The 22,620-nt window shown below is 69.4% G+C and carries 22 protein-coding genes, 1 tRNA gene and 1 pseudogene; 13 read left to right on the top strand and 11 right to left on the bottom strand.

Translation table 11 applies throughout. The features are described from left to right. Positions 1–95: pseudogene (locus tag ABZ463_RS36810) on the top strand (glycosyltransferase family 9 protein); the annotation flags it as partial. A 109-nt stretch (positions 96–204) separates the two neighbouring features. Here the strand turns inward: ABZ463_RS36810 and ABZ463_RS36805 are convergent. Further along, positions 205–1,428, bottom strand: coding sequence for an LCP family protein (locus tag ABZ463_RS36805; protein WP_352013499.1), 1,224 nt, complete (start codon positions 1,426–1,428; stop codon positions 205–207). 295 nt (positions 1,429–1,723) lie between these two features. Between ABZ463_RS36805 and ABZ463_RS36800 the strand changes: the two genes are divergently transcribed. Further along, a complete protein-coding gene (locus tag ABZ463_RS36800) occupies positions 1,724–3,160 on the top strand; it encodes a hemolysin family protein (protein ID WP_362783797.1) in 1,437 nt (478 codons plus the stop codon). Beyond that, positions 3,157–4,188, top strand: coding sequence for a hemolysin family protein (locus tag ABZ463_RS36795; RefSeq protein ID WP_362783795.1), 1,032 nt, complete (start codon positions 3,157–3,159; stop codon positions 4,186–4,188). The genes ABZ463_RS36800 and ABZ463_RS36795 overlap by 4 nt, the downstream gene beginning before the upstream one ends. Positions 4,189–4,473: 285 nt before the next feature. Here ABZ463_RS36795 and ABZ463_RS36790 read toward each other — a convergent pair. Then, positions 4,474–4,556: transfer RNA gene (locus tag ABZ463_RS36790), tRNA-Leu, on the bottom strand. 155 nt (positions 4,557–4,711) lie between these two features. Between ABZ463_RS36790 and ABZ463_RS36785 the strand changes: the two genes are divergently transcribed. The 7 genes from ABZ463_RS36785 (at position 4,712) to pknB (ending at position 13,466) form a co-directional block, all read left to right on the top strand. Continuing rightward, a complete protein-coding gene (locus tag ABZ463_RS36785; RefSeq protein ID WP_352013502.1) occupies positions 4,712–5,452 on the top strand; it encodes a DUF3662 and FHA domain-containing protein in 741 nt (246 codons plus the stop codon). A 17-nt stretch (positions 5,453–5,469) separates the two neighbouring features. Continuing rightward, positions 5,470–5,940 (top strand): FHA domain-containing protein, encoded by a 471-nt coding sequence (locus ABZ463_RS36780; RefSeq protein WP_352013503.1) that lies wholly within the window; start codon positions 5,470–5,472, stop codon positions 5,938–5,940. Beyond that, positions 5,937–7,250 (top strand): Stp1/IreP family PP2C-type Ser/Thr phosphatase, encoded by a 1,314-nt coding sequence (locus ABZ463_RS36775; RefSeq protein WP_362783791.1) that lies wholly within the window; start codon positions 5,937–5,939, stop codon positions 7,248–7,250. Before ABZ463_RS36780 ends, ABZ463_RS36775 begins: the two co-directional genes overlap by 4 nt. Positions 7,251–7,254: 4 nt before the next feature. Beyond that, positions 7,255–8,631 (top strand): FtsW/RodA/SpoVE family cell cycle protein, encoded by a 1,377-nt coding sequence (locus ABZ463_RS36770; RefSeq protein ID WP_362783788.1) that lies wholly within the window; start codon positions 7,255–7,257, stop codon positions 8,629–8,631. After that, the gene (locus tag ABZ463_RS36765; protein ID WP_362783785.1) at positions 8,628–10,085 is read left to right on the top strand and encodes a penicillin-binding protein 2; all 1,458 of its coding nucleotides are present in this window, start codon (positions 8,628–8,630) and stop codon (positions 10,083–10,085) included. Before ABZ463_RS36770 ends, ABZ463_RS36765 begins: the two co-directional genes overlap by 4 nt. Further along, positions 10,082–11,518 carry a protein kinase gene (locus ABZ463_RS36760; protein WP_362783782.1) on the top strand — a complete coding sequence of 479 codons (1,437 nt, stop codon included), beginning with the start codon at positions 10,082–10,084 and terminating at the stop codon, positions 11,516–11,518. Before ABZ463_RS36765 ends, ABZ463_RS36760 begins: the two co-directional genes overlap by 4 nt. An 82-nt stretch (positions 11,519–11,600) precedes the next feature. Continuing rightward, on the top strand, positions 11,601–13,466 hold the full coding sequence (pknB, locus tag ABZ463_RS36755; protein WP_362783779.1) for a Stk1 family PASTA domain-containing Ser/Thr kinase: 1,866 nt from the start codon (positions 11,601–11,603) through the stop codon (positions 13,464–13,466). 276 nt (positions 13,467–13,742) lie between these two features. Here pknB and ABZ463_RS36750 read toward each other — a convergent pair whose 3' ends face one another. Both ABZ463_RS36750 and ABZ463_RS36745 read right to left on the bottom strand, forming a co-directional pair. After that, entirely contained in the window at positions 13,743–13,901 is a 159-nt protein-coding gene (locus ABZ463_RS36750; protein ID WP_362783776.1) for a hypothetical protein, read from the bottom strand. Between the two features lie 10 nt (positions 13,902–13,911). Further along, the gene (locus ABZ463_RS36745; protein ID WP_352013510.1) at positions 13,912–14,592 is read right to left on the bottom strand and encodes a class E sortase; all 681 of its coding nucleotides are present in this window, start codon (positions 14,590–14,592) and stop codon (positions 13,912–13,914) included. Between the two features lie 206 nt (positions 14,593–14,798). On the opposite strand from ABZ463_RS36745, the gene ABZ463_RS36740 reads away from it, so the two are divergent. After that, positions 14,799–15,044, top strand: a complete 246-nt coding sequence (locus ABZ463_RS36740) for a cell division protein CrgA (protein WP_352013511.1) — start codon at positions 14,799–14,801, stop codon at positions 15,042–15,044. Between the two features lie 57 nt (positions 15,045–15,101). Here ABZ463_RS36740 and ABZ463_RS36735 read toward each other — a convergent pair whose 3' ends face one another. Both ABZ463_RS36735 and ABZ463_RS36730 read right to left on the bottom strand, forming a co-directional pair. Next, positions 15,102–15,980: a rhomboid family intramembrane serine protease gene (locus tag ABZ463_RS36735; RefSeq protein WP_352013512.1), complete on the bottom strand. Its 879-nt coding sequence runs from the start codon at positions 15,978–15,980 to the stop codon at positions 15,102–15,104. Between the two features lie 161 nt (positions 15,981–16,141). After that, the gene (locus ABZ463_RS36730) at positions 16,142–16,681 is read right to left on the bottom strand and encodes a peptidylprolyl isomerase (protein WP_352013513.1); all 540 of its coding nucleotides are present in this window, start codon (positions 16,679–16,681) and stop codon (positions 16,142–16,144) included. A gap of 304 nt (positions 16,682–16,985) precedes the next feature. Between ABZ463_RS36730 and ABZ463_RS36725 the strand changes: the two genes are divergently transcribed. After that, the gene (locus ABZ463_RS36725) at positions 16,986–17,471 is read left to right on the top strand and encodes a hypothetical protein (protein WP_362783771.1); all 486 of its coding nucleotides are present in this window, start codon (positions 16,986–16,988) and stop codon (positions 17,469–17,471) included. A gap of 58 nt (positions 17,472–17,529) precedes the next feature. On the opposite strand, the gene ABZ463_RS36720 is transcribed toward ABZ463_RS36725, so the two are convergent. The 4 genes from ABZ463_RS36720 to ABZ463_RS36705 all read right to left on the bottom strand — a co-directional run bounded on the left by ABZ463_RS36720 (position 17,530) and on the right by ABZ463_RS36705 (position 21,131). Next, entirely contained in the window at positions 17,530–18,483 is a 954-nt protein-coding gene (locus ABZ463_RS36720) for a GNAT family N-acetyltransferase (RefSeq protein WP_362783769.1), read from the bottom strand. Positions 18,484–18,624: 141 nt separating this feature from the next. Beyond that, positions 18,625–19,128, bottom strand: a complete 504-nt coding sequence (locus tag ABZ463_RS36715; protein WP_362783766.1) for a hypothetical protein — start codon at positions 19,126–19,128, stop codon at positions 18,625–18,627. Next, positions 19,106–19,735 (bottom strand): PadR family transcriptional regulator, encoded by a 630-nt coding sequence (locus ABZ463_RS36710; protein ID WP_352013517.1) that lies wholly within the window; start codon positions 19,733–19,735, stop codon positions 19,106–19,108. Before ABZ463_RS36710 ends, ABZ463_RS36715 begins: the two co-directional genes overlap by 23 nt. Positions 19,736–19,817: 82 nt before the next feature. Beyond that, on the bottom strand, positions 19,818–21,131 hold the full coding sequence (locus ABZ463_RS36705) for a lysozyme (protein ID WP_362783763.1): 1,314 nt from the start codon (positions 21,129–21,131) through the stop codon (positions 19,818–19,820). Between the two features lie 258 nt (positions 21,132–21,389). Here ABZ463_RS36705 and ABZ463_RS36700 point away from each other — a divergent pair, with 258 nt between their 5' ends. After that, positions 21,390–22,025, top strand: coding sequence for a GNAT family protein (locus ABZ463_RS36700; RefSeq protein ID WP_362783760.1), 636 nt, complete (start codon positions 21,390–21,392; stop codon positions 22,023–22,025). Here the strand turns inward: ABZ463_RS36700 and ABZ463_RS36695 are convergent. Further along, positions 21,996–22,619 carry a class I SAM-dependent methyltransferase gene (locus ABZ463_RS36695; RefSeq protein ID WP_362783757.1) on the bottom strand — a complete coding sequence of 208 codons (624 nt, stop codon included), beginning with the start codon at positions 22,617–22,619 and terminating at the stop codon, positions 21,996–21,998. The genes ABZ463_RS36700 and ABZ463_RS36695 overlap by 30 nt on opposite strands. Position 22,620: the final 1 nt, after the last annotated feature.

Raw genomic sequence — 22,620 nt, 5'->3', positions numbered from 1 at the left:
TGGTCGGGACGGCACGGCTGGTGGTGTGCGGGGACACCGGGGTCGCGCACCTGGCCACCGCGCTGTCCACCCCCTCTGTCGTGCTCTTCGGCCCCCCCCCCCCCCCCCCCCGGGGGGCCCCCCCCCGGGGGGGGGCCCCCCCGGGGGGGGGGGGGGGGGGGGGGGGGGGGGGGGCGCCCCCCCCCCCCCCCGCCTCCGGGTGAGTCACTTGCCCAGGACGTCCTGAGGGACCGGCTTGTCCTCGGCGAGGGCCTTGAACATGCGCAGCGCCTTGGCCCGGTCCCACTGGACGACGGCCTGGCCGTTGATGGTCGGCAGGGAGCCGACGGGGACGACGGTCGTGATCGGGTTGTCGCCCATCGCCAGTCCGAGGGAGAGCAGGTCGAAGGTGCCGGTCTCCTCGCCGACCTCGACCGAGTCCGCGGCGCTGAGGGCGAGCGGGATGGAGGTGAAGGGGTTGAGCAGCACTCCGGGGCTGGCCGCCTTCTTCACCACGGCGGAGAAGAACTGGCGCTGACGCTGGGTCCGCTCGAAGTCGGGGATGGCGCCGGTCGCGCGGGTCCGGACGTAGCCGAGGGCGGTCCCGCCGTCCAGCACCTGGCGGCCCTTCTTCAGGTTGATCCCGGCCTTGTGGTCCTTGATGTCCTGCTTGACGTCGATCTCGACGCCGCCGATGGCGTCCACGATGCCGACGAAGCCTCCGAAACCGATCTCCATGTAGTGGTCGATCCGGATGCCGGTCACCTGCTCGACGGTCTTGGGCAGCAGTTTCTGGCCGCCCTCGAAGGCGTAGGCCGAGTTCAGCTTGCCCCGGCCGTGGCCGTCGATCGGCACGTAGGAGTCACGCGGAAGGCTGACCAGGGTCGGGCGGTCACCGGTGTCGGGGATGTGCAGGAGCATCATCGTGTCGGTCCTGCGCCCCACGGCCGAACCGGTGGCGAACTTCTTGCGCTGGGCCTTGGTCAGGCCCTGGCGGCTGTCGGAGCCGACCAGCAGCCAGTTGGTGCCGGGGGTGTCGGCGGGACGGCCCTCATAGTCGCCGAGCGCGTCCACCCGCTTCAGCCGCGAGTTGATCGTGAAGTAGCCGCCGATCGCGACCACCAGAAGCACCACGAGCAACCCGACCAGGATCTGTACGGCCAGCCTGCCCGGCCGCTTCGGCCGCCACGACCGTCTGGGGGCGCCTCCCGAGCCCGAGGGCGGCTCGCCGGGGCCTCCTGGGGAGGGCTGCAGGGGCCTGACCTTGCCCGATCCCTGTCTGGGCTTGCCGTACACCCGGGAGGTGGCCCTTGGCTCCTCGCCGGGAACGTTCCTGGGGGAACCCTGCGCCGGATAGGCGGGCTGGCCCGCCGCTCGCGGCGACGCGGGGCCCGGCGTCGGCGGCCGCAGGGCACGGGTGCGGTCGTCGTCCTCGGTCCAGTCGCCCACGTCGTATTCCCGCCACCTCTCGAAGTCACGATGAGACCGTCATTATCGACGCTACGTCGCGGTCCCGGCGCACGTAGGCGTGTGCCCAAGCTTTCGCTATGGATAAGTACATATAAGGGTGGTTATCAACCAACTATGGGATCGTCGGCCGATCTGGAAACATCGGCCCCCACGTGGATCGTTACCGTAGAGGACGACCGCTGCTCGAAAGGAAGATCGTGTCCACTTCGGACCCGTGGAGTACCTGCCCGTGCGAACGCACGGGAACCACTGACCCAGCCGGGGGAAGGACCCGGTGAACACGGTTCTCGGCCTGCTGGCCGTACTGCTCCTCACTCTCGCGACCGGTTACTTCGTCGCCCAGGAGTTCGCCTTCGTCGCCGCCGACCGGGGCGTTCTGCGTGAGCAGGCCGACGCCGGCGACGCCGCGGCCGAACGCGCGCTCACGGTGACGGGACGCCTGTCCTTCATGCTCTCCGGCGCGCAGCTCGGCATCACCGTGACCGCGCTGCTGGTCGGCTTCATCTCGGAACCGGCCATCGCGACCGTGTTGCGCCCCCCTCTCGAAGGGGCCGGGGTGCCCTCGGCCGCCGTGCCCGGCGTGGCGATCGCGCTGGCGGTCGCCGTGGCGACGATCATCCAGATGGTCTTCGGCGAACTCGCCCCGAAGAACCTCGGTATCGCCCGGCCCGAGCCTGTCGCCAAGTTCCTCGCCCGCTCGACGCTCGTCTACCTCAGGATCGCCGGTCCGGTGATCCGGCTGTTCGACTCCGCCGCGACCGGCCTGCTGCGCAAGGTCGGCGTCGAGCCGATCGAGGAGGTCGAGCACGGCGCCAGCCCGGAGGAGCTGTCACGGATCATCTCCGAGTCCGCGACCTCCGGCGCCCTGCCGCCGCGCCTTTCCGACCTGCTCGAACGGGCGCTGGAGTTCGGCGACCGCACCGCTGAGGACGTCATGGTGCCGCGGCCCAGGCTGGTGCTGCTGCGCGCCGAGCGCCCCATCTCCGACCTGCTCGACGCCGTCGCCGAACACGGCCACTCCCGCTACCCGGTGCTGCGCCACGACAACGGCGAGGAGGTCGCCGGGGTCACCGGCGTCAGGGAGCTGCTGAGGTCCCGCGTGACCGACGGCCCGATCGAGCTCGTCACCCGCCCGGCCCTGCTGGTCCCCGACTCGCTGCCGCTGCCGGTCGTGCTCGAACGCATGCGCGCCGCCATGGACGACCTGGCCTGCATCATCGACGAGTACGGCGGGCTCGCGGGCGTCGTCACCGTCGAGGACCTCGCCGAGGAACTGGTCGGCGAACTGGTCGACGAGAACGACCCGGAGCCCGCGGGGGTCGTCGCCAACGACGACGGCACCTGGGACCTGCCCGGCACGCTCAGACTCGACGAGATCGAGCGCGCGACCAGGCTCTCGCTGCCCGAGAGCGACGACTACGACACCGTCGCGGGCCTGGTCCTGGCCACCCTTGGCAGGATGGCCGAGCCCGGCGACCGGGTCACCGTCACCCTGGCCCTGGAGAGCGACCCGCTCGACGACGACGGCGAGCAGGAGGCCGAGGCCACCCTCACCGTGCTCTCGGTCCACCGCAGGGTCCCCGAGTGGGTACGGCTGGCCTTCCCCGCTCCCGAGCGGGCCGACTTAGCCGAGGACTCCTCAGAAAGCGGGGAACACGCCTTGGCCGTACCCCGGCCCAACGAGCGCAGGCAGGCGGTGAACGGCCGATGAGCACCACCGGGGCCCTACTGCTCGGCGTCGCGCTGCTGATCGGCAACGCCTTCTTCGTGGCCGCCGAGTTCGCGGTCATCTCGGCCCGCAGGCACCGTCTTGAGGAGCTCGCGGGCAGGGGCGGCAGGATGACCCGCGTGGCCGCCCGCGCCGCCGTACGAGGGGGCAGGGAGCTGTCCCTGATGCTGGCCGGGGCGCAGCTGGGCATCACGCTGTGCTCCCTGGGCCTGGGCATGGTGACCGAGCCCGCCGTCGAGCACCTGCTCGAACCGGTCTTCGGAGCGATCGGCGTGCCCGAGTCGCTGCAGGTGCCCATCTCGCTGGTGATCGCGCTCGCGGTGATCACCTTCCTGCACATGGTGGTCGGCGAGATGGCCCCCAAGTCGTGGGCGCTGACCCACCCCGAGATCGCGGCGATGGGCCTGGCCCTGCCATTCCGCGCCTTCACCCGGGTGGTCCGCCCGGTGCTGGCCGGGCTCAACGGCCTGACCAACGGGGTGCTCGGCCTGTTCGGCGTGCGCCCGAGGGACGAGCTGGCCACCACCAGGACCCCGGTCCAGCTGGCGATGCTGGTCGGTGAGTCGGGCCGGATGGGCCTGCTCGACCGCGCCGAGCACGACCTGCTCACCCGGGCCCTGCGAGTGCACCAGCAGCCCATCGAACGGCTGGCGCTGCCCCTGGCACGGGTGGCGTGCGTCCCCGGGGACGCCACCGGCGAGCAGGTTCGCGAGGTCGCCGCGGAGAGCGGGCACCTGCGCCTGCTGGTGACCTCGGAACGGCCCGGCGAGGTCCTGGGCGTACTGCACGTCAGGGACGCCCTGGTCCGCCCTGAGGCCTCCCCTGCGGAGCTGGCCCGCCCGGTGCCGCTCCTCGGCCGGGACACCACGATCCCCGAGGCGGTCTCCGCCCTGCAGGAGGCCCACGCCCACGTGGGCCTGGTGACCGACGGGGAGAAGGTGGCCGGCATGGTCAGCCTCACCGACCTGCTCGGCGAGCTGCTGGACATGCGGGTGCTGGCCGCACGGTAGATCTTTGGAGCACTCGGGCCGGTGGGAGACGTCCTCCCACCGGCCCGTTTCTCTGTCAGCGTAATCAGCCTTGCCGTACGGACGCCTGCAAGCAGGTCGAAAGCGGCCAGAAAGGGCAGGGCGCTACATATTCGAGTGACCGGGACTTCTCCACGAGGAAGCGAACGACTAGTTTGATCACCGACCAGCCCGCAACCGCCACCCTTCGGACGGTCCCGATGCGCGACAGCGCCCCAGAGGCAACGAAAAGACCCCGGCGCTTTCGCGACCGGGGTCTTGATCGAGTGGGCGAGGAGGGATTTGAACCCTCACGTCCTTTCGGACACACGGACCTGAACCGTGCGCGTCTGCCGTTCCGCCACCCGCCCTTGTTGGGTGCGCTGAAACATTAGCACGGATCAGCCGATACCCACGAACCCGGATACGATCCTCCTAGACGCGAGCGGAGCAGCAGGGGCGCGAGAGAGCGAGGAACAGCCCCGGGCGGCCGTGACCTACATAGACGGAAGAAGGGAGGGACCCGGTGGGAGTCCTTCAGCGCTTCGAGCGGAGGCTCGAAGGTCTGGTTGAGGGGGCCTTTGCGCGGGCGTTCAAATCCGACCTTCAGCCGGTCGAGGTGGCCAGCGCGGTCCAGCGGGAGATGGACGAACGGGCGGCGATCGTCGCGCAGGGCAGGACCCTCGTGCCGAACGACTTCGTGGTCGAGCTGTCGACGACCGACAGCGAGCGCCTCGACGTCTACGCCGACAGCATCAGCCACGAACTGGCCAACCTCGCCAGGGAGTACGCCAAGGAACAGGGCTACTCCTTCGTCGGCCCCGTGCGGGTCCGGTTCGAGACGGCCGAGGACCTGGCCGTCGGCCTGTTCCGCATCCGCTCCGGGGTGATCCGCGGGGCGACGGTCGAGCAGGACGAGATCCGTCAGCCGGTGAGCGACGTACCTCCTGCCCGGCCCCACGCCTTCAACGGACGCCCCCGTCTGCTGGTCTCCACCCAGGACGACCCGCAGGGCCAGCGCTCCTTCGACCTGACGACCCCGGTGACCCTGCTCGGCAGGGGCACCGACTGCGATCTTCGGCTGGTCGACCCCGGGGTCTCCCGGCACCACGCCGAGCTCCGGGTCGAGGGGCCGCAGGTCGTGCTCGTCGACCTGGGCTCGACGAACGGCACCTTCGTCAACGGCCAGCCGGTGCGCCGGGTCGAGCTCCAGAACGGCACTCGCGTGACGCTGGGGCGGACGACTCTGGTTTTCCGGCGCGATTAAAGGTAAACAGACGGTTCATGTCCGAGCTCACGCTGCTACTGATCCGCCTCGCGTTCCTGGCGGTGCTGTGGTTCTTCGTGATCGCCGCGGTAGGTGTGATCCGGACAGACTTGTTCGGATCACGCGCCGGTGCGCCGATCCCCGCCCGCAAGGCCCCCAAGGCCGCCAAGCCCGTCGTCGCCAAGCCCAGGAAGGGGGAGCCCCGGCAGATGGTCGTCACCGGCGGCCCCCTGCAGGGCACGACCATCACCCTGTCGGAGACTCCGATCACCATCGGCAGGGCGACCGACGCCACCCTGGTGGTCAGCGACGACTACGCCTCCAGCCGGCACGCCCGGCTCTTCCCCCAGGACGGTCAGTGGATCGTGGAAGATCTCGGTTCTACCAACGGAACATACCTCGACCGCTCCAAAGTCACCCGTCCGACTCCGGTGCCGCTCGGTGTTCCGATCCGCATCGGTAAGACCGTCATCGAATTGCGCAAATGACCATCGCACTCCGTTACGCCGCCCGCTCGGACGTCGGCCTCCTGCGTGAAGGCAACGAGGACTCGGCGTACGCAAGCGGCCGACTGCTCGCCGTCGCCGACGGCATGGGCGGCCACGCGCACGGCGAGGTGGCCAGCTCGGTCGCCATCGCCGCGATGTCCTCCCTCGACGAGGACACCCAGGGTGTCGACCTGCTCGGCGCCATCGAGGCGGCGGTCAGGGACGCCAATCGCAGACTCCACCAGATGGTCGGCGGCGACCCCAGCCTCAAGGGCATGGGCACCACGCTGACCGCCATGCTGTGGTCGGGCACGAGGGTGGCACTGGTCCACGTCGGCGACTCACGCGCCTATCTGCTGCGCTCCGGCGAGCTGTACCAGATCACCCACGACCACACTCTCGTGCAGTCGCTGGTCGACGACGGCCGGATCACCCAGGAGGAGGCCGCCACCCATCCCCAGCGGTCGATCCTGCTGCGGGCACTCGACGGCAGCGGCGAGGTCGAGCCCGACCTGTCCCTGCGCGAGGCCCAGATCGGCGACCGCTACCTGCTGTGCTCCGACGGCCTGTCCGGGGTGGTGAGCGCCGAGACGCTGCACCAGGCGCTGTCCACGATCGACGACCCCGAGGCCGCGGTCCGCGCGCTCATCGACCTGGCCAACCGGGGAGGTGGTCCCGACAACATCACCTGTGTGCTCGCCGACGTGCTCGACGTCGACGAGGGGACCGCCCTGCCCGTCGACGCGGCCGTCGTCGGTGCCGCCGGGTCCATCAGGCAGCCCTCCCCGTCGGACGCCCCCGCCGGCCACGTGGGCCACGCGGGCGTCGTCACCATGCCGCAGCCGGTCATCACCGACGACGAGTTCGACGAACCCGTCGCCAGGGCGGCGGCACGGCCGGTCAGGCGCCGCCGTCTGTGGCCGCTTCTGGCCTCGGTGGGCGGCGTCGTCCTCGTCGGTGGCAGCCTAGGGTGGTATTTCGGGACACAATGGCTTGAAGATCAATATTTCGTGGGAGCTAAAGGTGACGAGATCGTGGTTTTCCAAGGCGTGAAAACCAACCTCGGCCCCTTCCAGCTCTTCGACGTCGCCCGGAGCACCACGGAGTCGATCTCAACCCTTGGCGCGTTCCAGCAGGGCCAGGTACGCGACGGCATCCCCGTCCCCAGCGTCGAGGCGGGCCTGAAGAAGATCGCGGAGCTGAAGTCCTCGACACCCTCCCAGAAGCCCGAACCCACCCCGAAGGCGACCGGGAAGGACAAGCAGACCCCCCAGTCGAGCGGCACTCCCACCCCGGACCCGACAAAGTAGATATATGAGCACCCCAAGCGTCGAGCTCGTCCCCCTGCCCGCCAAACGGCGAGTGGCCCAGTTGGTGATGCTCGCCTTCGCGGTCGTGATCGTGATGGGCGCCTACGCCAACGTGGGCCTGGCCATCGACGGCCGGGTTCCCGCGGGCATGCTCACCTACGGCCTCGGCCTCGGCGGATTCATGCTGGCCGCCTACCTCGTGCTGGCGAAGTTCGCCCCCTGGGCCGACCCGCTGATCCTGCCGCTGGTGACCGTGGTCAACGGGCTCGGCCTGGTGATGATCTACCGCATGGAGCAGGCGAAGATGCCGGGGGCCTCGGCGACCAACCAGCTCGTGTGGACCGGCGTCGGCGTCGTTCTGTTCTCCGTGACGCTGATCGTGCTGCGCGACCACCGCGCGCTGCAGCGTCTGACCTATACCGCGGGAGCGGCGGGCCTGCTCCTGCTGGTCTCCCCGCTCATCCCGTTCCTCGGCAAGGAGATCAACGGCGCCCGCATCTGGATCGGCGTCGGCGGCGCCAGTCTCCAGCCCGCCGAGTTCGCCAAGCTCGCGCTGGTCATCTTCTTCGCCGGTTACCTCGTCGCCAAGCGTGACGTGCTGGCACTGGCCGGGCGACGGCTGCTGTTCATCGACCTGCCCCGTGCCCGCGACCTCGGCCCGGTCCTCATCACCTGGGGTTTCAGCCTGGCCGTACTGGTGATGCAGAAGGACCTCGGATCCTCGCTGCTGATCTTCGGCACGTTCATCGCGATGCTCTACATCGCGACCCAGCGCACCTCGTGGGTGCTGATCGGCATCCTGCTCTTCGTCGGCGGCGCGATCCTGGCCGGGATGCTCTTCAGCCACGTGCAGGACCGCTTCACCGTCTACCTGCACCCCTACGACCCCGCCCTGTACGACAAGCCCGGCGGCAGCTTCCAGCTCCTTCAGGGTCTGTTCGCGATGGGGCAGGGCGGCATCGTCGGCACCGGACTCGGCCAGGGGTACCCCTACAAGATCCCGCTGGCCTTCTCCGACTTCATCTTCCCCGCCACCGGCGAGGAACTCGGACTGACCGGCCTGATGGCGCTGCTGATGATCTACGCGTTGATCGTCGAACGCGGCCTGCGCACCTCGATCGTGGCCCGCGACCCGTTCTCCAAGCTGCTGGCCGGCGGTCTTTCGTTCATCCTGGCCTGGCAGGTCTTCATCATCGTCGGCGGCGTGACCAACCTGATCCCGCTGACCGGCCTGGTCACCCCCTTCATGTCCCAGGGTGGTTCGGCGCTGCTGGCTAACTGGATCCTTATCGCGTTGCTGGTACGCATGTCGGACAGTGCCAGGAAGCCCCCGCCCCAGGCCATCCAGGACGAAGGAATGACGCAGGTGTTCCAGCGATGAACGCTCCCCTCAAGCGCGTTGCCGTGGCCTGCCTGGTGATGTTCGGCCTGCTCATGCTCAACGTGAACTACCTGCAGGCCGTACGGGCCGACGGGCTGCGCTCCGACCCGCACAACGTCCGCAACTTCTACGCCCGTTACGAGGTCGAGCGGGGCCGGATCACCGCGGGCGACAAGGTGCTCGCCGAGTCCGTGGACACCGGTGACAACCAGTTCCGCTTCCAGCGGCGCTATCCGGGCGGCAAGGTCTACGCGCCCATCACCGGGTTCTTCGCCCCGGAGAGCGAGCGCGACATGGAGGCCGCGGAGAACCCGCTGCTCAACGGCTCAAGCCCCGACCTGCTGATCCGGCGCGGCCTCGACCTGATCACGGGTGAGCGGACCAAGGGCGCCAACGTCGACCTGACGATCAACCCCAGGGCGCAGGAGGCGGCCTACCGGGCGCTGAGCGCCAGCGGCAAGAAGGGCGCCCTGGTCGCGATCGAGCCGAAGACGGGCGCGATCCTCGCCATGGTCTCGGTCCCCAGTTACGACCCCAACACGCTGGTCGGCCCGGACAAGGCCACGGTCAACAAGGCCTACAACAAGCTCGACAAGGACGAGGACAAACCGCTGGTCGACCGGGCGATCGAGCGCAGCTATCCGCCGGGCTCGACCTTCAAGGTGGTCACCCTGGCGGCCTACCTCGCCAGCGACGACAGCGTCGGCCCGCAGACGCAGGTGGACGCGCCGCAGGTGCTCGACCTGCCCAACACCAGCGCCGACCTGCCCAACTACGGCGGCGCCGCGTGCGGCTCTGGCCGGGTGACACTGACCTTCGCCCTCGAACGCTCCTGCAACACCCCGTTCGCCAAGATCGCGATGAGCCTGGGTTACGACGCGCTGAAGGAGCAGGCCGAGAAGTTCGGCATCGGCGGCGATCCGCTGAAGATCCCGATGGACGTCGCGGGCAGCGGGATCGGCCCCGAGGAGGACCTGGCCGCCCTGGCCCAGACCTCGATCGGCCAGCGCAGCAACCAGATGACGCCGCTGCAGATGGCTCTGGTCGCGGCGGGCATCGCCAACGACGGCGTGGTCATGAAGCCGTACCTTGTCAACAAGATCGCCGACGCCGAGGGCGGCGAGATCGACTCGGCCGACCCCGACAAGCTGTCCACCGCGATGAGCGAGGAGAACGCGAACAAGCTGACGGAGATGATGGTCAGCGTCGTCAGCAACGGCACCGCCAACGCGGCGCAGATCCCCGGCGTTTCCGTCGCGGGCAAGACCGGCACCGCCGAGACCGTCAAGGGCAGGGCTCCGCACGCGTGGTTCATCTCCTTCGCCCCCGCCGAGGACCCCAAGGTCGCCCTGGCGCTCATCGTCGAGTCGGGCAGCGCCGGTGACGACGCCTCCGGCGGTCACACCGCCGCCCCGATCGCCAAGAGCGTGATGGAAGCGGTGCTGGGCAGATGACCGCCCTGCTCGGAGGCCGATACCGCCCGCTCGGGCGGATCGCTACGGGCGGCATGGGCGAGGTGTGGCGGGCGAAGGACGAACTTCTCGGCCGGGAGGTCGCGGTCAAGCTGCTGCGCAGCCACGTGGCCTCCGACTCGACCTTCCGTGACCGCTTCAGGATGGAGGCCAGGTTCGCGGCGCGGCTCGCCGACCCGGCCATCGCGCAGGTCTTCGACTACGGCGAGGCGGAGGACGTCGCCTACCTCGTCATGGAGCTGGTGCCCGGCGAGTCGCTGGCGAACATCCTGTCCCGCGACGGCGCCCTGGGGACCGAGGTCACCCTCGACGTGATCCACCAGACCGCCAAGGGGCTGCGGGCCGCGCACAACGCGGGCATCATCCACCGCGACATCAAGCCCGGCAACCTGCTCGTCACCGGGGCCGGGGTGATCAAGATCACCGACTTCGGCATCGCCAGGGCGCTTGAGGCCGCGCCGGTGACCCTGACCGGCACGGTGCTCGGCACCGCCCAATACCTCAGCCCGGAACAGGCCTCGGGCTCGCCGCTGACCTTCGCGACCGACATCTACTCGCTGGGCGTGGTGGCCTACGAGTGCCTGGCGGGCAGGCCGCCGTTCGTCGCGGACACCCAGGTGGCGGTCGCGCTCATGCACATCAACGCCACCCCTCCGCCGCTGCCGCTGAGCGTTCCGCTGGTGGTGCGCGACCTGGTGATGGCGTGTCTGGAGAAGGACCCGACGCTGCGCCCGGAGAGCGCGGGCGAACTGGTCCAGCGGGCGACGACGCTGCGCGGCGTCGTGACGGCCGGCGCGGTCTCCGACTCCTCCGACCTGGCCATGCTCACCGATCCGGCCGGGTGGCGTCCCGAGCCCGCGGGCGAGTGGCCGAGGGAGATCTCCGCAGCCCCGGTCACCCCGCCCCTGCCCGACGCGACGCCCGCGACCCCGCCGTCCCAGCCCGCCCAGCCGTCCTCTCCGGAGATCACCCGGGTCTCCCGGCGTCGTACGGCGCTGCGGCGCACGACGATGGTCGTCGCCGCGGTCGCGGGATGCGCCGCCGCCTTCGGGCTCGGCACCCTGGTGGTGAGGGACGCGACGGTTCCCGCGGGCCACACCGGCCCACCAGAACCGGTCATTCCGACGACCGCCTCGGTGACCAGGACCCCTGCCGTCAAGCCACGCAAAACGAAGCCCGCGTGGACGAGACCGCCGGTGGCTCCGACAAAGTCGGTCAGGACTACGCCCACGCCTTCGGCTACGGTAAGCACATCGGCCTCTCCGAGCGTCCGGCCGACGACGTCACCATCGCCCAGCCCCAGTCCGTCCACCCCGACCCCGACGCCCACCACGAGCCCGCCGGCGACTCCCAGCCCCACCCCGAGCAGTAGCCCCACAACCGGCGAAACGAATGAGCCGACCGGGGAGACGTGATGTGGCAACAGGTCGAAGATGGACACCGGTGGCCCAAGAGGCCAGCGGCACCCAAGATGAACGGTAAGGGACAGTGCAGGAAATGACTCAGCCCCGACGCCTCGGCGATCGCTACGAGCTTGACGGCGTCGTCGGGCGTGGCGGCATGGCCGAGGTCTACCGCGCACGAGACATCCGGCTGGATCGGATCGTCGCCATCAAGACCCTTCGCGCGGACCTGGCCAGGGATCACATCTTCCAGGCCCGTTTCCGCCGCGAGGCGCAGTCCGCCGCGTCACTGAACCACCCGTCCATCGTCGCGGTCTACGACACGGGTGAGGACGTGACGGACGGCGCGCCGGTGCCGTACATCGTGATGGAGTACGTCGACGGTCGCACGCTGCGCGACCTGCTGCGCGCCGACCGGCGGTTGATGCCGGAGCGCGCGGCCGAGCTGGTCGACGGCATCCTGCGGGCGCTCGACTACAGCCACCGTGGCGGGATCGTCCACCGGGACATCAAGCCGGCGAACATCATGATCACCCGCAACGGCGACGTCAAGGTCATGGACTTCGGCATCGCCCGCGCGATGGCCGACTCGGCCGCGACCATGACGCAGACCGCGCAGGTCATCGGAACCGCCCAGTACCTGTCGCCGGAGCAGGCCCGTGGTGAGCGGGTCGACGCGCGCAGCGACCTGTACTCGACCGGCTGCGTGCTGTACGAACTGCTGACCGGGCAGCCGCCCTTCACCGGTGACTCCCCCGTCGCGATCGCCTACCAGCACGTGCGCGAGGACCCGATCCCGCCCTCGCAGATCGACCCCGAAATCCCCGCGTGGGCCGACGCCATCGTGCTGAAGTCGATGGCCAAGGACCCGGCGCAGCGCTACCAGAGCGCGGCGGAGATGCGGGCCGACATCCAGCGGGCCATGTCGGGCATGCCGACCGACGCCCAGACGACGGCCATGGCCGCAGGCGGCTACGGCGGGGCCACCCGCACCATGCAGCAGCAGGCCCCGATGCCCGAGGGCCCCTCGACCCAGCGCACCACCGCGGTTCCCCCCTACGAGTACGGCCAGCAGGACGGCGGCAGGCCGGAACGCGGCCGTCGCCGCCAGCAGAGCGGAAACACCGCGGTCAAGACGGCGGCGTGGATCCTGGTCCCGTTGTTGATCATCGGTGCCTTCATCGGCGTCGGCTACATGTTCCTGAGCGCGCCGGGCGGCAACACCGCGGCGACGAAGGTGAAGATCCCCGAGCTGGCCACGCAGACCGTCGCCGCGGCGAAGAAGACGCTGACCGACCTCGGGCTGCAGGTGAAGATCGAGGAGACCTTCGACGACAAGCTGCCGAAGGACACGGTCATCGACACCGACCCGGCCGCGACCACCGAGGTCGACAAGAACACCGTGGTCACCCTGAAGGTCTCCAAGGGCATCGAGAAGGTCGAGGTGCCCGACGTGCTCAACATGACCGTCGAGGAGGCGACCTCGGCCCTTGAGAACAAGGGCTTCAAGGTCAGCGTGCAGAGCAAGGTGTCCAGCCGCCCGCAGGGCAAGGTGTTCCAGTCCGACCCCGCGGCCGGTGAGAAGGCGGCCAAGGAGAGCACAGTCCGGATCTACGTGCCCAAGGAGGCCGTCGAGGTGCCGGGCGTGGCCAACCTCACGGTCGAGGACGCCACCCGGATGCTCAAGGACGCGGGCTTCAAGACCAAGGTGGTCGAGCAGCCGAGCGACCTGCCGGAGGGCACCGTCCTCAGCCAGGCTCCCCAGGCGGGCACCAAGCTGAACCCCGGCACCACGATCACACTGCTCGTCTCCAGCGGGCAGCCCCCGCAGCCGACCGAGCAGCCGACCACCGACTATCCCGACGAGCAGCCCACCGACGACCAGCAGCCTGACCCTGAGCCGACGGAGACCGACGACGGCTCGATCTTCGACAACTCCGGTGACGGAGACCTGAGCTGAGCCTCTGACCTGGGTTTTCCCTGAGGACCTCCGCCGTCTGGCGGGGGTCCTCGTTCGTTCCCGCCTCCGGAGGGCGTTCCCGGCTCCGGAAACCGTTGGCGTCTCCGGTCTCAGGAAAGGAGAAGAGCCCTTCCGCCACTCGGGGGCGATGGCGGAAGGGCTCACTGGTTAGTCGTTCAGGGCATCGTGAGCGTTACACGGGTTCGCCGGAGTTTTCTCCGGCCTTTCCTCGGCCCCTCGTACGGCCCCTTGCACGGCGGTTCCGTGCCGTACGGCTCAGCGGTCCGGGAGGGCGGGGTCGAGGAGCAGGCGGGGTTCGACCCAGGGGAAGACGACGAACCACAGCAGGGCGGCCGTCGCCGCCACGAGCACCACGAGGGTGAGCGTCCTGACCGCGAGGGGGCCGGGAAGCGAACGCCAGAGCCTGCCGTACATGTCGGTCGTCCTATCCCCGGCGGTCCTCGCGCCGGACGAGTTCGCCGGAGACGATGAGCCGCTGGGCGGCGGAGTACTCCGGATGGCAGGTGGACAGCGTGATCACGGCCTTGGTCGGTCTGCGGCCCGGCACGCCGGGGACGGGGGCGATGACGTCCACCTGTCCCGGGTCGACGACGCGCTCGCCGGTGACCCGGTAGGTGTAGCCGGCCTGCCGGGTCTCCACCACGATCTCGTCGCCCCGGCGCAGTTCCCCGAGCCTGTTGAACGGCGCCGCATAAGTGGTTCGATGACCAGAAAGCACGAAATTTCCTACTTCGCCGGGTAGGGCGGTGCCCGGGTAGTGCCCCGGCCCCGTCCGCAGCTGGTCCCAACCGACGCCCTCGACGACGGCGTACTCGTAGTCCGCGCCGAACCGGGGAATCCTGAGCAGCGCCAGCGCGTCCCCCTTCCTGAACCAGGCGGGCAGCCGCTCCTGGACGGGACGGACCCCGGTCCCGGGTGGGACCGCAGGCGGGGCCCCGGGCAGGGCCGTGAGCGTGGGAAGGCCGGCGCGGAAGCCCTCGCGCAGCTCCGCCTGCCGCCGCGCCGTGTAGGACCCCGTTCCCCACAGCAGGTACGCGCAGAAGAACAACACGACCACCCCGGCGGTCATGCTCACTTCTCCGGAAACCCGCAGTATGGCTCTCACGGGCTCACGGTAATGACGGCGAATCCATCACAACCGGAGGAAATCACGGCGTTGAACCAAGGTTTGCGCGGTTATGGCACGCTATGGGATCGCCATGACATGGGTGTCCCGACTATTCTTACTCGGGTCTTCGCCACCAGCGACTACGCTAGTTGACACGGCCTGCGCATGATCCGACCGCGCAGGGTTGACGCAGGAGAGCCCCAGTGCCCAAGCCCAAGACCCGTAAGAAGGCGGTTTACACGCCTCCGCAGACCTCCCAGCAGGTCAAGATGAGCCCGCGCTGGTTGGCGCCGGTCATGGTGGCCTCCTGGATCATCGGGGTCCTGTGGATCGCCGTCTACTACGTCGCGCCCCGCGCGCCCGGCATCATCCTCCTGCAGAACTGGAACCTGCTGATCGGGTTCGCCTTCATCATCTTCGGTGTGGTTCTCTCCACCCGCTGGCGTTAGTTTTTTCCACAGCGTTTATCCACACCCTGGGGAAGCATCAGGGTGTGGATCGAGCGATCAGCCGGGGAAACCGAGCTGCAGCTGGTAGATGTACGGCGGCAGCGTCATGACCACCGCGGCCAGCGCGAGGAGCACCACGGCGCACCCGCCCCACTGGACCACGTTCCGGTTGCGCTGCGGGGCGTAGGCGAGGATGACGCCGACCACGGTGCCGGTGATCAGACCGCCCAGGTGCCCCTGCCAGCTGATGCCGGGGACCGCGAAGGTGATCACCGCGTTGGCGACGATCAGCAGGAGCACACCGCGGGCGTTGTAGCCCAGCCGCCTGGAGACCACGAACAGCGCGCCGAACATGCCGTAGATCGCACCGGAGGCGCCGACCGCGGCGATGCCGAACAGGTAGACGGCCACCGCCCCGCCGAGCGCGGACAGCAGATAGAGCGCCAGGAAGCGCAGTGAGCCGAGGCGCCGTTCGAGCTCGGGACCGATGACGTAGAGCGCCCACATGTTGAACAGGATGTGGGTGATCGCGAACGAGCCGTTGGCCAGCGGCGCGTGCAGGAAAGCACCGGTGAGCAGGCGCCACCACTCGCCGTGGTAGACGGCGCCCGCGTCCATCTGGAAGCCGTAGATCACCGGGCCGGGGGCGAGGGTCTCGGCGACGTAGGCCAGGACGTTGAGGACGAGCAGTGTCCAGGTGGCCCTGGGGGTCGTGACCGCCCTGCCGCCGAAGGCCGTCTGCGCCTGCCGTACGGTCTTGTTGCCCTCCGCGACGCACTCGGGGCACTGGAAGCCGACCGAGGCCTCGCGCATGCAGTCGGGGCAGATGGACCGGTCACAGCGCTGGCAGCGGACGTAGGTCTCGCGGCCCGGGTGCCGGTAACACGTGGGAACGGCTGCCGTCTCCGGCTCGCTGGGTGGTGGCGGTGTGGTCATGGCGTCTCGATGGCCCCTTCGACCGTGCTGTCATCCACAGACTGCCAGCCTATTCATGATCCTGAGCACACGCACCAGGGAAAAGTCCCCTGTACGGCCACAGCGGCCTCCCCGGTCACGGTCGTCACAGTGAGAACCGGTCGGGGAGGCCGCCAGGAGCCTCAGCCCTGGACGCGGTCGATGGTGACCGACTCCAGGACGACCGGCTCGACGGGCCGGTCGCGGCCGTCGGTCTTGGTCTTGGCGATGGCGTCCACGACGTCCTTGCCCTCGACGACCTCACCGAAGATGGTGTGCCTGCCGTTCAGGTGCGGCGTGGGGACCACGGTGATGAAGAACTGCGAACCGTTGGTGCCACGGCCTGCGACGATGCCCGCGTTCGCCATGGCGAACAGGTAGGGACGGTTGAAGTACAGGTCCGGGTGGATCTCGTCGTCGAACTTGTAACCCGGGCCGCCGATGCCCTCACCCAGCGGGTCACCACCCTGGATCATGAAATTGTCGATGACCCGGTGGAAGATCGTGCCGTCGTAGAGCTTGGTGTTCTGCTGCTTCTCCCCCGTCTCCGGATGCACCCACTCGCGGGTGCCCTCCGCCAGCTCGACGAAGTTACGCACCGTCTTGGGCGCGTGGTTCGGGAAGAGCTGGATCTTCACCGTGCCGCGATTGGTCTTCAGGGTCGCGATCAGATTCTCAGCCACGATCGGGCTCCCCCTTCATGTCGGTGGTCAGGACCTCTGCGATGTGCAGTTTCATGGCGTTCAGGTGATCTATCAGTGGCCTCGGCGACAGCCGATCCACTCAGCATCCTCCCACGACCAGCGATGATTGATCCGCCTTCGAGCGGGAAGGGGACGCAACGGGGCCCAGACAACTGGGGAGGTTAACGTGCCTCTTACACTTTTTGGAAAGCGTCATACGATCGTGATTCCGGACAGTCGGCTGCATCAGATGAAGGCTCAGGTCAACCGTGTCGGCGACCTCGCATCCGAGAAGGTCGGTCCGATGGCCAGTCAGGCCCGGGACGCCGCCGGTCACGCTCGCGACGCGGCCGCCTACGCGCGTGGCAGCGCCGGTGACAAGATCTACGTGGCCAGGGAGTGGGCGGCGCCGAAGTTGGACGCCGCGGCCCACTCGTTCGAGGAACAGATAGCGCCCAAGGTCAGCGCCCTGCTGTCCCAGGCGGCGAGCAGGGTCGATCCCCGGCCACCTGTCAGGTCCAGGAAGTGGCCGATGCTCCTGCTGTTCACCGGCCTCGCGGTCGGCGCGGTCGGTTTCGCGCTGTACCGCAAGAACTCCGAGCAGTGGACCGACGCGATGAAGGAGAACGCCGCCGGAGCCTCCCGGTGGGCGACGGACAAGGCCCGTGCGACCTCGGAGAAGGTCTCCGACCTGACGGACGAGGCCGCCTCGAAGGTCGAGGCGAAGGCGGGCAAGCTTGGCGACAAGGCCGAGCACAAGGCGGACCAGGCGTCCAGGAAACTGTCCTGACCGTCGCATGAGGGTGGCCCGCGCCGACCTGGCGCGGGCCGTCCTCATGTCAGGGGTCTCACAGGTCGGCGACGTAGGCTGTCGCGCCGCGTGAGACCTCGAACCCGGCCCGAAGGTAGACACCGGGCGCTCCGGTCGCGTTTCCGGTGTCCACGGAGAGGGCGGCCTTGCCGTACCCCTCGGAGCGGAAGTGGGCCAGGGCGTGGGCGAGCAGCGCGCCGGCCACCCCTCTGCCCCGCCAGTCCTCCAGGGTCGCGACGGTCTGGACCCAGGCCTCGCGGACTCCGGTGACCTCGGTGTCGGCCGCGTAGTAGAAGGTGAGCAGTATCCCGACGCTCCTGCCCGACTCCTCCTGGACGACGAAGGAGTCCTTTCCGCTGAACGCCTCCAGCCCGATGAGCTTCTCGCGCCAGCTCTCCGCCGTGTGCGGCGTGCTGCCCCAGTGGTCGGCGAAGGCCGCGTTGCGCACCTCGCGGGCGGCCTCCTCAAGATCGTCACCATAGGGGACGATCTTCAGCCCTTCCGGCAGGTGGCTCTCCGGCAGAGGAGCGGCCAGGTCACGGGTCATCACGTGGAACGTCCGGACCGGCAGCATGCCCGCCGCCCGCGCCACGGCTCCGGCCCCCTCGTTGCCGTCGTGCACGTAGACGTGCAGCGAGAGCGGCCTGCCCGGGAAGAGCCCCTCGTGGACCCTGCGGCCCGCCTGGAGGGTCCAGTTCATCAGCCTCCCGCCGAGGCCACGGCGCCGGTAGGCCGGGTGCACCGCGCCCCACGTCCGCATGATGTGGCCGGGCTCGGCGACGGACCCGGCGTAGACGACGCCGAAGGCCACCAGTCTGTCGCCGTCCCACACTCCACAGGTGCCCTCGGCGGGATCGGCCAGGGCGAGATCCTGCAGAAGGTCACTCCGGCTGTAGTTGTCCCCGGTTCTGTCTTCGGCCTCGACCGCCGTGAGCAGTTCCGCCCACCGGTCCACGTCGTCGCCGGTCAGCGGGGTCCACGTGAAGGTCATGCCGGGGAGCATACGATCGCCCCATTTCCAGCACGACTGATTTTTCAGCCTTTCGCATGACACAGGACAGGCGTGTCTCGCCGTACAACCTGGGGCAGGCGTGTCTTCTTATGACCTGGAAGGCGTGTCTCGCCGTACGGCTCAGAGCAGGCGTGTCCCGCAGCCGAGTTCGAGGCCGAGGCGGCGCAGTCCCTCCGCGAAGCCGTTCCTCGTCCTGTCACCGAGGCCGGCGAAGAACCGGTTGGCCAGCGGTACGGCCCAGCGACCCCGTTCCGCGACGTTGAAGACGCGATGGATGAGGAGTGTGCCCTCTGGATGCGGCTCGACGGTGTGTTCCCCCCGGTACCACCAGCCGCCCTGGACGGCCAGGGTGGCGCCGGTCACCTCGATGGTCATCGTGTGGGCCGGTGTCCTCAGGGTGAACCGCCGTGGGCCGCCCTCGGCCGTGCCTCCATAGGACGCGGCCGCGCCACCGCGGGGCGCGGCCGTGCCGCCGTAGGGCTCGACCGTGCCTTCGTTGGAGGCGTACAGCCAGGCGTTGTCCCGGCCGACGGGACCCGGCCCGACCGTCAGGATCAGCCGCCCGACCCGGTCCGGCGGCGCCTCGACCACCCCGGCGACCTCACACAGTGGAGCCCTGCTCATGCGTTCCTCCTGCCGTGCCGGGGCCGGTGTGGTCCGGCCAGGCGAGTTCTCCCGACGCGAGCCGCTCCAGGACACCGCGCACCCAGTCGAGTTCGGCGCCGCGCAGGGCGCGCTCGCATTCGAGCTCCAGCGTCAGCACCGGGGGCAGCCCGCTCTCCCTCAGGTTCCTCAGGTACGCGTCACAGGCGAAGACCGCGCTCTCCAGGGCGGCGGCGCGGGTCAGCAACGCACGCTCTGCCTCCCGCGCGGACAGCCCCCCGATGAGGGAGAGCGCGGCGTTGAGGGTGCGGGTGTCCGGCCCCGGCTCCTCAAGCAGCCGTCTGAGCCTGGTGGTCAGCTCCGCCCTGCCCTCCTCGGTGAGCCGGTAGACCGTCCGCTCCGGCCTGCGGCCCTGTCTGCTGGTCTCGGCCGGGACGATCAGCTCCTCCCCGGCCAGCCGGTCGATCGCGTGGTAGAGACTGCGCGGCAGCCCGGTCACGTAGTCCTTGTGCGTGTCCAGGATCATCCGGTGCAGTTCGTACGGATGACCCGGCCGCACCGAGAGCAGGGCGAGCACGGTCAGGCCGACCAGGTCGGGGCCGCGGGCCATCACACCTCCATAGTGCATGCTCCTTTATTGCAGTATGCACTATGGAGGCACGCCTCACGATCCCTCCTGGGAGGCACTCGCGGTCGATCTCTCCCGAGAGTCACTCGCGGCCGGAGTCGATGGTCACCATCACCGTGCCGATGGTGACCTTCATCCCTTCCTCCGGCTCCTCGATCTCCGGGGCGTCGGGCCTCGCGGCGTCGGCGGTGGTCGCGCCCCGCGCGCCGAGATCGTCGTGGAGGGCTTCGTGACCCTCCTGGCCGATCCGCATGGGCCTCTCCGGGCTGATCAGCCCAGAGGATTCAGCGGATTCATCGTTCTTAGGGTGTTTATCGGACCTGATGTTCTTGACGGGCTCACCAGGTTTGGTGGATTTCGCGGGTTTGGTGGACCTGGGGGGCTTGGGAGTTTTGGCAGGGTCGCCGGGCCCAATGGGCCCAATGGGCTCGGTGGCGAATTTCAGCTCCGTCGTACCCTGCGGCTGCAGCTCGTCGATCGTGCACCGCACCGCCCTACCGCTGAAGTCACAGCCGGGGCTCGCCCCGACGATCCGCCGGCCGCCGAAGGTCCTGCCGACCACGGAGACCCTGGTCGCCGGGATCGGCCCGGTGTTGAGGACCGTGATGCCGTAGCCGTACCTGCCGACCGGCCTGCCCGCGGCGGCCAGTTCGGCCGGGGGCTGGGCGAGCATGCTCAGCTCCGTCATGTTGCCGTTGAAGACGTTCTGCCCGCCGGGAAGCACTCCCTTGTCCGCGAACTGCCAGAAGGTCTGACGCAGCCAGCCCGCGGGCAGCGGCCCCGGCTCGGCTCCCCATCGGGCGAGCCAGAGCGGGTTACGGCCGAAGGCCGAGGAGTCCCCCGTGCAGTTCCGCCACCAGTCGGTGGTGGTGTAGATGATCGCGTCCCGCCCGGTCCGCTCCCGGTAACGCGTGGTGAAGTCCTTCAGCCAGGCGACCATTCGTGGCCGGTCCAGGCCGTAGCAGTGATCCAGGCCGTTCCGGTTGGTGTAGGGATTGTCCTCGATGTCGAGCACACCCGGCAGGGTCCGGCCGTCGGCGTTCCAGCCACCGCCGTTGTCGACGAAGAAGTCCGCCTGCTCGGCGCCGCCCGACTCGTGCGGCTGGGCGAAGTGGTAGGCCCCCCGGAACAGCCCCGCCCCGGCCGCCCCGCTCTCCTGCGCGGCGAACAGGGGGTTGCGGAAGTTCGTGCCCTCGGAGGCGTAGACGAAGGCGAAGAGGCCGCCTCCTCCGAGGACGGACGGCCAGTCGACCTGGCCCGTCCAGTTGCTGACGTCGATCCCCCGGATCTCCTGAGGTTCGCCGGGCATCGGCTCGACCGGTCCGACGGCGTTGGCCGTACCGGGGACGAAGGTCCCGGCCGCGACGAGGGCGGCGAGCAGGGACAGACGTTTCACGTGAATCACTCACCCTCGCGTGGCACCGGGCAAGATCCTGACCGATGCCCCCAAGAATCGCAAGGGCGGGGAACGAATGGCACGGGAGGCGGTGCCTTTCTTGGAGGAATGTCGCCCAGAGAATACCAACCAGGGGGTGCGCGGCTCCGAGTTTCGACCTGTCAATGGCCTTCGGTAAAGGGTTTCCGGTGAATTCCCGACCTGTCCCGAAAAACCCTGAGCCAGGCCGTACGACACCTGTTGCCTAAGATGGATCATGTGCCGGAGACTGTGACCCTGCGGGGTGAACGCGTATGTCTGGAACCGCTCACCGTTGAGCACGTCGGCGGTCTCGTCGCCGCCGCGATCGAGTCCCGCGAGACCTACGACTTCACCCGGGTGCCACAGGACGAGGCGTCGATGAGCGCCTACGTCCGGTCGGCCCTCGACGACCAGCTGACCGGTTGGGCGCTTCCCTTCGCGATCCGGTCTCTCTCCTCGGGGCGGGTGATCGGCACCTCCCGCTTCCTCGACCTCGACTACTGGTCTTGGCCCCCGTCCTGGCCGCCGGGCCGTACGGTCCCCAGTGCGGAGGGGGTTCCCAGCGTGGCCGAGATCGGCAGCACCTGGCTGGCCGCCTCCGCCCAGCGGACGGGGAGCAACACCGAGGCCAAGCTCCTCATGCTCGGCCACGCCTTCGAGGTGTGGAAGGTCCTGCGGGTCACCCTGAAGACCGACGCCCGCAACGAGCGGTCCAAGAGGGCGATCGAGCGTCTCGGCGGCCGGTTCGAGGGGGTACGGCGCGCGCACGCCAGGGCCGTGGACGGCACCGTCCGGGACACCGCCTACTACTCGATCATCGCCGAGGAGTGGCCGGCGGTCCGCTCATCGCTCAGGGAGCGGCTGGACCGGTGACGGGCGTAGCGTCCTGACCGCGACGATCGCGGCCAGGTCGGCGGCCAGGCGCAGTTCGACGGCGTCCAGCAGCGGGTGTTCCAGCCAGTGCAGCCGGACCAGGTCGGGCTCGCCCTCGTGCAGGATCGGCCACCGCCTGGCCGGGGTGAAGTCGTCGACCACGAGCGTCCCGCCGGGGGTGAGCAGCCGCGCCGGGTCGGCCGCCGCCCCGTTCTTGCCCGCCCCGCCCCCGTCCAGGACCAGCAGGTCGTACGGCGCGCGGCCGTGGATCTCGGTCCAGTCGCCGTGGACCACCGTGACGTCCGGCAGGTCCGCGAACAGCTCCGCCGTCACCCGCGCCCGGCCGGGATCGCGTTCCACGCTGACGATCGTGGCTCCCGACGGCGCCCCGGTGACGAGCCAGGCCAGCCCGACCCCGCATCCGGTGCCCGTCTCCGCGATGGAGGAGGCCCCGCCCGCGAGCACCCGCAGCAGGCGCCCCTGCTCGGGGCGGCAGGAGAAGGGAAAGCCCTGCCGGTCCGCCAGTTCGACCGCCCTGGCGACCAGCGGGGGAAGCTCAAGGCCCCGGTAGGCGTCCGTCCCGTTGAGTGACATC

The sequence above is a fragment of the Streptosporangium sp. NPDC020145 genome, assembly GCF_040631275.1.
Taxonomy (GTDB): Bacteria; Actinomycetota; Actinomycetes; order Streptosporangiales; family Streptosporangiaceae; genus Streptosporangium.
This window is presented reverse-complemented; position numbering and strand designations above follow the sequence as displayed.

Coding starts and splice junctions, on each gene's coding strand:
- ABZ463_RS36795 (WP_362783795.1), top strand. CDS start 3,157: ATGAGCACCACCGGGGCCCTACTGCTCGGCGTCGCGCTGCTGATCGGC.
- ABZ463_RS36780 (WP_352013503.1), top strand. CDS start 5,470: ATGTCCGAGCTCACGCTGCTACTGATCCGCCTCGCGTTCCTGGCGGTG.
- ABZ463_RS36775 (WP_362783791.1), top strand. CDS start 5,937: ATGACCATCGCACTCCGTTACGCCGCCCGCTCGGACGTCGGCCTCCTG.
- ABZ463_RS36770 (WP_362783788.1), top strand. CDS start 7,255: ATGAGCACCCCAAGCGTCGAGCTCGTCCCCCTGCCCGCCAAACGGCGA.
- ABZ463_RS36765 (WP_362783785.1), top strand. CDS start 8,628: ATGAACGCTCCCCTCAAGCGCGTTGCCGTGGCCTGCCTGGTGATGTTC.
- ABZ463_RS36760 (WP_362783782.1), top strand. CDS start 10,082: ATGACCGCCCTGCTCGGAGGCCGATACCGCCCGCTCGGGCGGATCGCT.
- pknB (WP_362783779.1), top strand. CDS start 11,601: ATGACTCAGCCCCGACGCCTCGGCGATCGCTACGAGCTTGACGGCGTC.
- ABZ463_RS36750 (WP_362783776.1), bottom strand. CDS start 13,901: ATGTACGGCAGGCTCTGGCGTTCGCTTCCCGGCCCCCTCGCGGTCAGG.
- ABZ463_RS36735 (WP_352013512.1), bottom strand. CDS start 15,980: ATGACCACACCGCCACCACCCAGCGAGCCGGAGACGGCAGCCGTTCCC.
- ABZ463_RS36725 (WP_362783771.1), top strand. CDS start 16,986: ATGGCCAGTCAGGCCCGGGACGCCGCCGGTCACGCTCGCGACGCGGCC.
- ABZ463_RS36720 (WP_362783769.1), bottom strand. CDS start 18,483: ATGACCTTCACGTGGACCCCGCTGACCGGCGACGACGTGGACCGGTGG.
- ABZ463_RS36715 (WP_362783766.1), bottom strand. CDS start 19,128: ATGAGCAGGGCTCCACTGTGTGAGGTCGCCGGGGTGGTCGAGGCGCCG.
- ABZ463_RS36710 (WP_352013517.1), bottom strand. CDS start 19,735: ATGCACTATGGAGGTGTGATGGCCCGCGGCCCCGACCTGGTCGGCCTG.
- ABZ463_RS36695 (WP_362783757.1), bottom strand. CDS start 22,619: ATGTCACTCAACGGGACGGACGCCTACCGGGGCCTTGAGCTTCCCCCG.